The organism is Actinomyces ruminicola, from assembly GCF_900103885.1.
Lineage (GTDB): Bacteria > Actinomycetota > Actinomycetes > Actinomycetales > Actinomycetaceae > Actinomyces > Actinomyces ruminicola.
Genome location: NZ_FNIM01000001.1, coordinates 339038 through 352131 on the forward strand (window position 1 = coordinate 339038; position 13094 = coordinate 352131).

At 68.3% G+C, this 13094-nt stretch carries 9 protein-coding genes; 1 reads left to right on the top strand and 8 read right to left on the bottom strand.

Translation table 11 applies throughout. The annotated features are described in order from the left end of the window. Nucleotides 1-623: 623 nt before the first annotated feature. The 8 genes from wecC to BLR49_RS01495 form a co-directional block, all read right to left on the bottom strand. On the bottom strand, nucleotides 624-1874 hold the full coding sequence (gene wecC, locus BLR49_RS01460; protein ID WP_092532275.1) for a UDP-N-acetyl-D-mannosamine dehydrogenase: 1251 nt from the start codon (nucleotides 1872-1874) through the stop codon (nucleotides 624-626). A 127-nt stretch (nucleotides 1875-2001) separates the two neighbouring features. Continuing rightward, on the bottom strand, nucleotides 2002-3129 hold the full coding sequence (locus tag BLR49_RS01465) for an LCP family protein (RefSeq protein ID WP_092532278.1): 1128 nt from the start codon (nucleotides 3127-3129) through the stop codon (nucleotides 2002-2004). 75 nt (nucleotides 3130-3204) lie between these two features. Beyond that, a complete protein-coding gene (locus tag BLR49_RS01470) occupies nucleotides 3205-4374 on the bottom strand; it encodes a branched-chain amino acid aminotransferase (RefSeq protein WP_092532281.1) in 1170 nt (389 codons plus the stop codon). 157 nt (nucleotides 4375-4531) lie between these two features. Beyond that, entirely contained in the window at nucleotides 4532-5596 is a 1065-nt protein-coding gene (locus BLR49_RS01475) for a 3-isopropylmalate dehydrogenase (RefSeq protein WP_092532284.1), read from the bottom strand. Between the two features lie 104 nt (nucleotides 5597-5700). Beyond that, complete coding sequence (locus BLR49_RS01480) at nucleotides 5701-7062, bottom strand: AAA family ATPase (RefSeq protein ID WP_143013663.1); 1362 nt, start codon at nucleotides 7060-7062, stop codon at nucleotides 5701-5703. 251 nt (nucleotides 7063-7313) lie between these two features. After that, the gene (ilvC, locus tag BLR49_RS01485; RefSeq protein ID WP_092532290.1) at nucleotides 7314-8345 is read right to left on the bottom strand and encodes a ketol-acid reductoisomerase; all 1032 of its coding nucleotides are present in this window, start codon (nucleotides 8343-8345) and stop codon (nucleotides 7314-7316) included. A 9-nt stretch (nucleotides 8346-8354) separates the two neighbouring features. After that, complete coding sequence (ilvN, locus tag BLR49_RS01490; protein ID WP_073327221.1) at nucleotides 8355-8867, bottom strand: acetolactate synthase small subunit; 513 nt, start codon at nucleotides 8865-8867, stop codon at nucleotides 8355-8357. A 4-nt stretch (nucleotides 8868-8871) separates the two neighbouring features. Continuing rightward, a complete protein-coding gene (locus BLR49_RS01495; protein WP_092532293.1) occupies nucleotides 8872-10656 on the bottom strand; it encodes an acetolactate synthase large subunit in 1785 nt (594 codons plus the stop codon). A 512-nt stretch (nucleotides 10657-11168) separates the two neighbouring features. On the opposite strand from BLR49_RS01495, the gene BLR49_RS01500 reads away from it, so the two are divergent. Beyond that, nucleotides 11169-12782, top strand: coding sequence for an aspartate:alanine exchanger family transporter (locus tag BLR49_RS01500; RefSeq protein WP_092532297.1), 1614 nt, complete (start codon nucleotides 11169-11171; stop codon nucleotides 12780-12782). Nucleotides 12783-13094 lie beyond the last annotated feature (312 nt).

Below are 13094 nucleotides of genomic sequence, written 5' to 3' on the forward strand. Positions count from 1 at the left end.
AGCGATCACCCTGAGCGCGGCGAGGCGAGCATCCTCGGCCGGGTTTGTGCCCGGAGCGGCCTCCGCGCCGCCCGCCGGAGTCGAGACCGACTGGGCTGCAGCGGCCCACACACGAGGAGATGCAACCACCCTGCCGGGGTTGAAGCCGTCCAGCAGTTCAGGCTCGTGGGTGATCCCTCCAAGGCATCTTCGCGCGGTCGTGTGGTTGCCTGGTCCCCGAGCAAGTGGACGGGCGCCCCCGAAGTGGACCGCGTCATCGACGGGTACCCGGGCATATCCGTCCCTGGCTGCCGCGTCCGCGGCAGAGATGACGGTGAGTGCTCTCCCCCGAGCCGCACCGAGTGCAGCAGCCAATCCGCCATCGACGATGCGAATGCTCCGGTTGCGACGTGCGAGAGCCATCAGTGCCGTCTGCTCGTCCGTCGGGCACTCACATGTAATGATGGCGAGTATCTCAGTGTCCCCAGGACGCTGATTCAGCAAGGAGCGCACGGCTCGATCAACATGAGCACCAGCATCGGCCAAGAGGACGACGCTCAGCATCGGCCGTCGACGACGAACCAGCTTGTGTAGCGTGCTTTTCACCCCCACGGCGTCGTTGCTCTCTGGTCGGTGCAGGCGGTTCAGCGCCAAGCACCGCGTATGTCAATCATGCGCTTGCCTTCCAACAGTGATCGGTCCAGTTCCTTGAACTCCCGATGATCCACCAGCAGCACCACCACGTCCGCGGCGGCAATCGCGGCGCGGTAATCCACGAAGGCAATGTTCGGAGCTGCGGTGAGTGAAGCAGGCGGCTCGGTGATATTCGGTTCTGCCGCGAGCACTTTTGCAGCGGGAAGCTGGGATGCCAGGTCCCGGGTGATGGATAGAGCGGGCGACTCACGCAAATCGTCCACGTCCGGCTTGAAGGCTAGGCCCAGCGTCGCAATCTTCGGGGAGCTCATGCCAGCAACAGCTTCCCGCACGCGCTGGATCACATGCAGAGGCTTCGAATCGTTGACCTGCCGTGCCATATGAATCAACCGCGCCTCATCCGGCGCCGCAGACACTATGAACCACGGGTCCACGGCGATGCAGTGACCGCCCACCCCGGGGCCGGGCTGCAGGATGTTCACACGCGGGTGCAGGTTGGCCAGCTCGATCAGCTCCCACACATCGATACCGAGCTTCTCGCAGATGATCGAGAGCTCGTTGGCGAAGGCGATGTTCACATCACGGAATGAGTTCTCCGTCAGCTTCGCCATCTCCGCCGTGCGGGCGTCCGTCAAACGCAACTCGCCCTCGCAAAAGGTGGCGTACAGATCACGCGCCAGTTCCGCCGCGCGCGGTGTCAGGCCTCCGATGATCCGAGAGTTGGTGACCATCTCCGTCATGATCCTACCCGGCAGTACTCGCTCCGGGCAGTGCGCGAAGTGCACCACCGGCCGGCCCCCGGACCCGTCCAACGACAGGTCCGGACGCTCTCCCATGATCACCTCGGCCACGCGCTCGGTGGTCCCGGGGGGCGAGGTCGACTCCAACACCACCAGCTCATCCCCGACTAGCTGCGGTGCAATCCCCCGCGCCGCATCATCCACGTATGACAGGTCTGCCTCATGATCGCCGGTCGGCCCCTGTCTGAACGGCGTAGGCACCGCAACGATGTATACGTCTGCGTCTGGCGTGTCCTTCTGTGCCCGTAACCGGCCCCGGGAAACCGCGTCGGCCACAGCCTCGCCCAGCCCCGCCTCAACAAACGGCAGCTCACCCCGATTGACCGCATCGACGTGCCGATCAGACACGTCTACCCCGATCACCTCGGCCCCCGTGCGCGCCAGCACAGCCGCCGTCGGCAAGCCGATATATCCGAGTCCAACCACGCAGATCGAGGTCATGGGCGGGCCATCTCCTAAGGATCGACCACGGCCAGCGGGGCCCTGGCCAGTGGGTTGCGTACAGCCTAGACGATAAGTGACACAAGCAGTCCCGCCGCGAAAGAGCCAGGACGGCGTCGGACGGGCCTCAGTTCACCGTCGCGGGCAACAGCTCGACGGCGTCGGGGTTCTCCTCCAGGTAGGCGTCCACGTCACCGTTCTGGAAGGCCTCGAACAGGGGCGCGTCGGCTTCGGCGTCGAGGATGACGATCGACTGCCCGTCGGAGCTCGTGCCGGTGCCGGAGGTAGGCACGGTCATGAAGTTGATGTCCGTGGAGTGAATACCGCGCAGGCCCATGGCCAGGGACTGCATCTCGTCGATAGTGAAGCCGTCATCCACGGCCAGGGTCTCGGTGACCGTGGTGAGGAAGGAATACAGCTTGGTCGGATTGGACAGGATGCCGTTGTTCAGCACGGCGCCGACCATGGCGCGCATCCACGCCTGCTGGCGGTTGACGCGATCGAAGTCGCCGCCCGGCAGGCTCTTGCGCTCCCGCGCGTAGGCGAGCGCCTGCTGGCCGTTGAGCAGCTGCGCCCCGGCTGGGAACTCGGTGCCGGCGAGCGTCTGGGCGGTCTTGAGGTTGATGGTCACGCCGCCGATGGCGTCGGTGATCGCACTGAAGGACTCGAAGTCCGCCACCACGAAGTGGTCGATGCGCACGCCCGTGAGCTGTTCGACGGTCTGGATGGTCAGGCTCGGCCCGCCGTAGGAGAAGGCCGCGTTGATCTTGTTCTCCCCGTAGCCGGGGATGTCCGCCCAGGAGTCACGTGGAATGGACATCACGGAGACGTCCTCGCGATCATGGCTGATCTGTACGAGCATGATCGCGTCGGTGCGCTGGGCGCCGGCCTCCCACTGATCGGGGTCGCCGGCGCTGATGCGCGAGTCGGAGCCGAGCACGAGGATGTTCGTGGCCGGGTCCTCGGCCTCCTGCTCGGGGGCGCGGTCCTCGGTGGCGATGGACGCGAAGGGATCGCCGATCGTCTCGATGTTGGAGGACAGGCGGTTGCGCAGCCACAGGCCCCCCACCGCCGTCCCGGCGACCAGGACCAGCACGACGGCGAGCACGGATACCAGCGCAATGCGCCAGCGCCGCCCGCTGCGGCTCTTCCCGGAACTTCTGCTCGCGGAGTCGGTCTGCCCGACGCCTCCGAGCACGTCGTCGTTCAGCTTGCCGGGAGCGCCGTCGCCCGCGCGCTGTTCGCTATCGCTCATGGCTCAATCTGACCACACCAGGCGCCGCTTAGAGCCACGCAAGCGTGGGGTTCAGGTCACAAGCGGGCTGCGACGTCACACCAGGCGGTACATCCAGTTGTAGGGGTCCTCCAGGCGGCCGTACTGGATGCCGGTCAGCCGCTCGTAGATCTCGTGAGTGACTTCGCTGCCCTCAATGGCCACATCAAAGCCCCTACCCTTCAGGCGCCCCAGCGGGACGACGACGGCGGCGGTGCCGCAGGCGAAGACCTCGCGCACCTTGCCGGAGGAGATGTCCTCCAGCAGGCTCTCCAGCGGAATGGTCTCCTCCACCACCCTCCGGCCGGAGTCCTTGAGCAGGCGGATGATGGCGCTGCGCGTATTGCCCTCCAGGATGGTTCCGGTCAGCTGCGGAGTGCGCACGGTGCCGTCGGCGTCCACCACCATCACGTTCATGCCGCCGAGCTCCTCCAGGTTCTTCTCGGTGACGTCGTCGAGGAAGCAGACCTGGTCGCAGCCCTCGGCGTCCGCCTCCTGCTGCGGCAGCAGGGAGGAGGCATAGTTGCCGCCGGTCTTGGCGAAGCCGGTGCCACCACGGCCGGCCCGGTGGTAGTCCTGGGACACCCAGATGGAGATCGGCTGCAGGCCGTGGGTGAAGTAGGCGCCCGACGGGGAGGCGATCACGTAGTAGTCAATGGTGCTAGCGGCATGCACCCCGAGGAAGGCCTCGGAGGCGAAGGCGTAGGGCCGCAGGTAGAGGGACTCCCCCTCCCCGGAGGGCACCCACTCGGCGTCGGCTCGCACCAGGTCCACCAGGGAGGCGATGAAGTCCTCCTCGGGCAGCTCGGGGATGGCCATGCGGCGGGCGGACAGGTTCATCCGGGCGGCGTTGTAGCGGGGCCGGAAGGTCCAGATAGACCCGTCGGCGTGCCGGTAGGCCTTGATGCCCTCGAAGACCTCCTGCGCATAGTGCAGGACGGCGGCGGCGGGCGAGAGGGTCAGGTCGCCGAAGGGGACGACGGCGTGGCCCGCCCAGCCGCCCTCGCGGGTCCAGCGGGCGTGGGCCATGTGGTCGGTGAACACCCGGCCGAAGTGCAGGTCGGTCAGCGCCTGTGCCCGTTCGGCGTCGGTGGCGGGGCGCGGGTGTGGCTGCAGCGGGAAGCGGCCGGCGAGGGAGTCGGCGGGAGGGACCGGGACAGCGGCGGCGCGAGCCAGAGGCGTCTCGAGAGAATCGGGCGTGGAAGCGGCGGCTGGGGTCACAGACATACCGGCACTGTACCGCCGCTCCACGGAGCGGACGGGCGTCTCTCACATGCTGGCTCCATACGTCCCGTGTCCTTCCCGGGCCGGAGCCGGTGCCCGGGCGAGCACGTCGACGACGACGTCGCCCGCCCGGGCGATGATGACTGTGGGTGCGAGCGAGTCAGCCGCGCAGGGCGGCGGTGATGGCGTCCCCGATCTCGCTGGTGGTACGTACCAGCGGGGCCCCGGCGGCCTCGGCGACGGCCCGGGCCGCCATGTCGGCATCCACGGCGGCCTGAACGCGGGCGGCGGCCTGCGCCATGCCCAAGTGGTTCAGCAGCATGGCGACGGCGGAGATGGTGGCGACCGGGTCGGCCTTGCCCTGGCCGGCGATGTCCGGGGCGGAGCCGTGGACGGGCTCGAACATGGAGGGGAACTCGCCGGCCGGGTTGAGGTTGCCGGATGCGGACAGCCCGATGCCGCCGGTGATGGCACCGGCCTCATCGGTGAGGATGTCGCCGAAGAGGTTGTCGGTGACGATGACGTCGAAGCGGCCCGGGTCGGTGACCAGGTAGATGGTGGCGGCGTCCACGTGGGAGTAGTCCACCTTCACCTCGGGGTACTCGGCGCCCACGGCCTCGACGGTGCGGCGCCACAGGTGCCCGGCGTTGACCAGCACGTTGTGCTTGTGCACCAGGGTCAGGTGGCGGGCCGGGCGGGACTGGGCAGTCTCGAAGGCGTAGCGCACCACCCGTTCCACACCGTAGGCGGTGTTGACGCTGACCTCCGTGGCGATCTCGTGGGGGGTGCCGACGCGGACGGCGCCGCCGTTGCCGCAGTACAGGCCCTCGGTGCCCTCACGCACCACCACGAAGTCGATGTCTCCGGGGTTGGCCAGGGGGGTGGCCACGCCCGGGTAGTACTTGGAGGGGCGCAGGTTGACGTAGTGGTCCAGGGCGAAGCGCAGGCGCAGCAGCAGGCCGCGCTCAAGCACGCCGGAGGGGACGGAGGGGTCGCCGACGGCGCCCAGCAGGATGGCGTCGTGGGCCTTGATCTCCTCCAGCTCGGCATCCGTGATGGTCTCGCCGGTGCGGTGCCAGCGCTCGGCACCCAGGTCGAAGGCGGTGGTCTCCAGGGCGACGCCGCTGCCTTCCAGGGCGGCTTCAAGCGCCTTCAGCCCCTCGGGCACCACCTCCTTGCCGATGCCGTCGCCGGGGATCACTGCAAGCTTGATGGTCTGCGTCATGCCGCGACCCTAGGCGGATCCGCCAACGCCCCGGGCGGGCATCTCAGATACCGGCGGAGTGCACGCAAAGGGGCGCGCCGCTCGGCGATCCGGCTCAGCGGCAGCTAGTCGGCGGCCAGCTGCGGGTTCTTCAGGTAGGCGAGGACGGCGCTGCGTGGCACCGGGCGGATGCCGTCGCCGCCGCGCCAGCCGCGGGCGCGCCAGGTCCCGGCCAGTGGGTGGAAGTCCGCCACCCGGATTCTGGCGCCGTCCCCGCCGCGCGCCGTCCTGCCGACGGCACACAGCAGCTCGTCGTCGTCGGCGCACTGGAACAGGTAGGGCGAGTGGGTGTTGACGACCACCTGCCGCAGGTGCTGCGCCGTGGGCTCGGACAAGTCATGCAGCAGGTTGTACAGATCGGCGATCTTGGCCGGGTGGATCCCGTTCTCGGGCTCCTCCAGGCACAGCATCCCGGAGTAGTCGGGGGCGGCGCCGATGGCCGCAAGCGTGAGCAGGCGCAGGGTCCCGTCCGAGAGCGCTCGCGCGGGCAGCTCCGGCGAGTCCCCGACCTGGGCACGCAACTCGAGCGCCTGCCGCACCGGGTCTTCCACGATCGACAGGCTGCGGATATCGACCATCGTGCTGACGGCGTCGCACACGCGCCGGAGCACCGCGCCGTCCCTCCCGGCTGCCAGATCCTGCCGGTACAGTGCTGCCGCCACATGCGCTCCGGCGGCAGTTATTGGGCGGCGCTCCATTAGATCGTCGGGAGCCCGCATGGCGCTGGGCTCCAGCGCCAGAAATCGCCACGAGGCCATTTCCGTGCGCGCCGCCAGAATGGTCGGATACTCGGCACTGGCGACGGCCGAGAGCACCGTTCTCTGGGCGCCGTCGGCGAGCACCTGACGTGACCTGCCCGAGGCCTCGCGGTGCACAAGTACCACGCTTTTGTTTCCCGACGTCTCATAATCCAAATAGCAGTCGCGAGAATCATCCGGACGAGAGCCGATGAACCGGCTGCAGGTGTCCGCCCCGGGGAAGCGGAGGGGGCGTTCGTCGCCGCTCACGGGACTAAGCCGCTCCCCCGCCAGCCGCATACGCAGTCCCCCGGGGACGGCGACATCGCGCTGCACGGCGATCTGGACCTCGTAGCGCACATATCCGCACGATGGCGCCACTGCCTGCCCGAACTCATCCTCCGCCCGCGGAGGCAGGATCATCTCGGCCGCCAGGCACAGGTGACTGCGCCCGGCCAAGACATCGGCGGAGAGCAGGGCCGCGACGTCGAACTGCTGCTGGGCGGTGGGACGCACCTGCACGCAGGCATCATGGAAGGAATTGCAACTGAGCAGGGAGAGGAACTCCAGGGCGTTGAGCAGGTTGGATTTGCCCACCGCATTGGGGCCGGCGATGCAGGTGAATGGCCCGAAGTCCACCACCACGCCGACGAGATTCTTAAACCCTGTTACCTCGAAACGGGTAAGCACGCCGCGGTCCCCTCGTCTACTACCGGTGGTTCTCCCAGTTTATCCTCAGGCAAGAAACCACATGCGAGTATGAATCAGCGTGGTCAAAACGCGACGTTAACCTCGTTCTATAACGATTAAGCGCCGGATAGGCGTGGTGGGGCGGCGGGCCGAGACCCGCCGCCCCACCGGGACGCATTCGCCGGACGAGCACCCAGGGCTCTACGCGCAGCCCTGCGGGGACTCTTCCAACCCGCTGCGGTAACGGGCGCTCAGCGCGCCGCCGAGCCCTCGGTGTAGTCCTTGTCGAGGTCGGCACGCCAGGCGAACATGGAGCGCACCTCGCGACCGGTGACCTCGATCGGGTGCGTCTCTCCCTCGGCGCGCAGCCGCTTGAACTCCGGGGCGCCGGCGGCCTGGTCGTCCATGAAGCGCTTGGCGAAGGAGCCGTCCTGGATGTCGGCCAGGACCTCCTTCATGTGCTCCTTGACGTCCGGGGTGATCACGCGCGGCCCGGAGATGTAGTCGCCGTACTCGGCGGTGTCGGAGCAGGACCAGCGCTGCTTGGAGATGCCACCCTCGTTGATCAGGTCGACGATGAGCTTGAGCTCGTGGCAGACCTCGAAGTAGGCCATCTCGGGCTGGTAGCCGGCCTCGACCAGCGTCTCGAAGCCGTACTGGATCAGCTTGGACACGCCGCCGCACAGTACGGTCTGCTCACCGAACAGGTCCGTCTCGGTCTCCTCGCGGAAGGTGGTCTTGATGGCGCCGGCGCGGGTGCCGCCGATGGCCTTGGCGTAGGACAGCACCAGCGGCCAGGCCTGGCCGGAGGCGTCCTGCTGGACACACACCAGCACGGGCACGCCCCGGCCGGCCTCGAACTCACGGCGCACGGTGTGGCCGGGGCCCTTGGGGGCGACCATGACCACGTCGATGTCCGCGGCGGGGGTGATGTAGCCGAAGTGAATGTTGAAGCCGTGGGAGAACAGCAGGGCGGAGCCGGGCTTGAGGTTGGGCTCGATCTCGGTCTTGTACAGCTCGGCCTGCACCTGGTCGGGAGCCAGCACCACGGTGACGTCGGCCTCGGCCACGGCCTCGGCGATCGGCTTGACGGCCAGTCCGGCCTCCTGCGCCTTGGCGACGGAGCGGGAGCCCTCGCGCAGGCCGACGACGACCTCCACACCGGAGTCGCGCAGGTTCAGGGCGTGGGCGTGCCCCTGCGAGCCGTAGCCGATGACGGCCACCTTCTTGGACTGGATGACCGACAGGTCGGCGTCGTCGTCGTAGAACTTCTCAGCTGCCATAGTGGGTTCTCACTTCTCCTTGAGTTGATCGGTGATGGAACGGGGACCGCGCGAAATCGCGACCGCACCGGATTGGACGATCTCCTTGACTCCGTGGGGGGCCAGGGCGTCCAGGAGGGCCTTGACCTTGGACTCCGAGCCTACGGACTCGATCACGACCGAGGTCGGCGACACGTCCACGACGTGCGCCCGGAACAGGTCGACGATCTGGAGCACGGCGGTCCGGTTGGAGTCGTCGGCACGGACCTTAATGAGGTAGAGCTCGCGGCCGACCGAGGTGTCCGGATCCAGTTCGACGATCTTGATGACGTTGACCAGCTTATTGAGCTGCTTGGTCACCTGCTCCATGGCCGGGCCCTCGGCGTCGGCGATCACCGTGATGCGCGAGATGTCCTCGTGCTCGGTGGGGCCGACCGCCAGGGAATGAATGTTGAAGCCGCGGCGGGTGAACAGGGCCGACACGCGTGTGAGCACGCCGGGCTTGTTCTCCACCAGGACGGACAGCGTGTGCTTCTCGCTCACGGTCTCACTCCTCCTCCCACGCCGGGCTCATGCCCCGCGCGTGCTGGATCTCGTCGTTGGACACGCCCGCGGCGACCATGGGCCACACCTGGGCGTCGGCGGACACGATGAAGTCGATGACGACGGGCCGGTCATTGATGGCATTGGCCTGGGCGATGACGTCGTCGACGTCCTCCAGGCGCTCACAGCGCAGGCCCACGGCCCCGTACGCCTCGGCGAGCTTGGCGAAGTCGGGGATGCGCTCGGTGCCGGCACCGGTGTGCAGGTCGGTGTTGGAGTAGCGCTCCCCGTAGAACAGGGTCTGCCACTGGCGCACCATGCCCAGGGACGAGTTGTTGATGATGGCGACCTTGATCGGGATGTTGTTGAGCGTGCAGGTGGCCAGCTCCTGATTGGTCATCTGGAAGCAGCCGTCGCCGTCGATCAGCCACACGGGGCGGTCCGGGCAGGCCTCCTTCGCCCCCATGGCCGCCGGCACGCCGTAGCCCATGGTGCCGGCGCCCGCGGAGGTGAGCCAGGAGTGGGGCCGGTTGAAGTGGAGGTAGTGGGCGGCCCACATCTGGTGCTGGCCGACGCCGGTCACCCAGATGGTGTCCTCGCTGGCCGCCTTGTCCAGGTGGGTGATGACCTCCTGGGGCTGGAGCAGGCCGTCGTCGGTGTCGGTCCAGTCGGTGGGGTAGGTGGCGCGGATGTGGGCGACCTCGGTGAGCCACTGGTCGATCTCGGCGCGCGGCTCGGCGGCGAACTGCTCGCGGCAGGCCGCCGTCAGCGCGGGCACGACGTCCTTCAGGTCCCCCACGATCGGCACGTCGGCGGCGCGGATCTTGGAGATCTCGGCCGGGTCGATGTCCACGTGGATGACGGCGGCGTGGCGGGCGAACGTGTCCGGCTTGCCGGTGACGCGGTCGTCGAAGCGGGCACCGAGCGTGATGATCAGGTCGGCGCGCTGCAGGGCACCGACGGCGGCAACGGTGCCGTGCATACCGGGCATGCCCAGGTTGAGCTGATGATTGGTGGGCAGCACGTCCAGGGCGGTCAGCGTCGTCGTGAACGGGGCGCCGACGAGCTCAACCAGCTCCGTCAGCTGCTCGACCGGGACGCCGGCGCGGTTCAGGCCGCCGCCGAGGTAGAAGACCGGGCGCTCGGAGGCGGCGATTGCCTCGGCCGCCTGGGCGATGCGCCGCTGGTTGGGCCTGCCGGGCAGGCTGTAGCCGGGCAGGTCCATGCGCGGGGGCCAGTGGAACTCGGTCTCGCCGACCTGCGCGTCCTTGGTGAAGTCCAGCAGGACCGGCCCCGGGCGGCCGGTGGAGGCCAGGTGGAAGGCCTCGGCGACGCGGCCGGGGATCTCGTCGGCGGAGGTGACCAGGAAGGAATGCTTGACGAAGGGCATGGTCGAACCGACGATGTCCGCCTCCTGGAAGGCATCGGTGCCGATCGCGGTGGAGCCCACCTGGCCGGTGATGGCGACCATGGGCACGGAGTCCATGTGCGCGTCGCCGATGGCGGTTACCAGGTTGGTGGCGCCGGGACCGGAGGTAGCCACGCAGACGCCGACTCTTCCGGTGGCCATGGCGTAGCCCTCTGCGGCGTGCCCGGCACCCTGCTCGTGGCGCACCAGCACATGCCGAATCTTCTCGCTGGCCAGCAGCGGATCGTAGAAGGGGAGGATCGCACCCCCGGGCATGCCGAAGATGTCGGTGACGCCGATCTCCTCCAGGGAACGCACGAGCGCCTGGGCACCCGTCATTACTTGTCGGTCCTGGCCCGAGGAGCCTCTGTCACGAACCATCGTCCGCCCTCCTATCCGTGAGATCCGTGTGCTTACGCGCTTGTCTGACCGGCGCGACGGCCGGTGTGGAAGGAACCGTATGCCGTCACGTCGCGCGAGTCGACTCCACCGTCCGTGATCTCACATATTGGAATCACGGCCCGCCCCACTGGCGCGCACGGCCCGCCTCGCCGGTGAGCACGGCCCGCCCCACCGGCGAGCACGGCCCGCCCCACCGGCGAGCACGGCCCGCCCCACCGGCGAGCACGGCCCGCCTCGCCGGTGAGCACAGCCCGCCTCGCCGCCGCATCAACCGACGTCGCACGCAACTTCGACAGACCTCGCCGAGCGGACGGCGGGCGGTAGGCGGCGGGCGGAGACCGTATATGTCGGACATCTCGTGCGGGCGCGGTCTTTGGTCCACCCGAGGCTGCCTGCGCGGATGCCAGAATGTCCCGGTAATACGCTCATCAACTCGGCCGCAGCGGAGGCAACGCCGTCGGCCTGAGACAACTGGAAGGCGGCACTTTCACGTGGTCACCGGACTACTCAATGCCTTGGCCGAGAACCCGGTTCTCGTCCTATTCCTCCTGATCGGCTTCGGCATGCTCGTCGGCCGCATCAAGGTCGGCGGGGTCAGCCTGGGAGCGGCGGCCGTTCTCTTCGCCGGAATCATCCTGGCCGCCTGGGGTGCTGCCGAGGGCATCACCATTGAGGTCCCCGCCCAGATCGGCACGCTCGGGCTGGCGCTGTTCACCTTCGCCATCGGCATCCAATCCGGCCCGAACTTCTTCCATGTGCTGCGCACCGCCGCAGGCCCGCTCGCGCTCATGCTGGCGACGCTGGTGGTGGGCGCGGCGGCTGGCCTGGGCGTGGGCCGCTGGCTGGGTATGAGTCCCGCCATGATCGCCGGCGCCTTCGCCGGCGCGCTGACCAACACTCCCGCCCTCGCCGCCGCCGGCAACGCGGCCACCCTGTCCGGCAACGCCGACGGCATGGCAATTGCCACGGTCGGCTACGCCGTCGCCTACCTGTACGGCGTCATCGGCATGCTGTTCTTCTGCCTGCTGGCGCTGCGCTACCGCCGCTCCGACAAGGACGCCCCCTCCCCCCTGATTAACCGCACCGTGCGCGTGGAGCGCGAAGACGCGCCGCAGCTGGGAGACATCGCCGAGCGCGTGAGCGGAGAGATGAAGTTCTCCCGCCTGCGCCGCGGCGAGACCGGCCCCATCACCCGTCCGACCCTGACCGACAAGATCTACAAGGACGACCTGATCACCGTGGTCGGCACCCAGGACGCCGTCAACCAGGTCGTCAGCGAGATCGGCCACTCCTCCTCCCACTCCCTGATCGAGGACCGCCGCTACCTCGACTTCCGCCGCATCACCGTCTCCGATCCGAAGCTGGCCGGGCACACGGTGGCAGAGCTCGACGTCGACCACAAGTTCGGTGCCACCATCTCCCGCGTGCGCCGCGGCGACGTGGACATGGTGGGCACCCCCGACCTGGTGCTCCAGCAGGGCGACCGCGTGCGCGTGGTCGCGCCGACCGGGCGCATGGCCGAGCTCTCCAAGTTCTTCGGCGACTCCGCGCACGGCCTGTCCTCCATCAACCCCGTGGCCATGGGCCTGGGCATGGCCGTGGGCATCATCATCGGCGAGTGGGCGATCCCGCTGCCGGGCGGCTCCACCTTCTCCATCGGATCCGCTGCGGGCACGCTGATCGTCGGCCTGGTCTTCGGCCGCATCGGCCGTATCAAGAGTTTCGTGACAGCCATGCCGTTCACGGCGACGGCGGTGCTCTCCGAGCTGGGCCTGCTGGTGTTCCTGGCGCAGGCCGGCACGCGCGCAGGCGGTCAGATCGCGAATGCCTTCACCGGCGGCGACTGGTGGAAGATCCTTATCACGGGCTTCGTGATCACCACGATCGTGGGCTTCGGCATTTACGCGTCCATGCGCTGGATCGTGAAGATGGGCGGCACTCGTCTGTCCGGCCTGCTCGGTGGTGTGCAGACCCAGCCGGCGGTGCTGGCCTTCGCCAACGAGCGCACCGGCTCCGACCCGCGCGTGGCGCTCGGCTACGCCATGGTCTACCCCGTGGCCATGATCGTGAAGATCTTCATCGCCCAGTTCCTGGGCGGGCTGTGACTCATCCGAGAGCAGGACGTCGGCGACCGAAACAAGACACGGAGGGCCCGAACCGCGATCAGGCGGTTCGGGCCCTCCGTGTTGCCCGTAGGCGTGCGCCCGCGCGAGCGAAGCAGGGCCGATGCGGACGACGGCGGCAATGGAGCCCGGCCATGAAGACTGGTAAGACCACCTCGCACTGATGTGTCCGCCAGTGCGGGTCGGGCCTCAATGGAGCCCGGTCATGAAGACCGGGAAGACCGATACCCGGATCTGCTCGGCGGAGGACGCCTGCGCGCCTCAATGGAGCCCGGCCATGAAGACCGGGAAGAC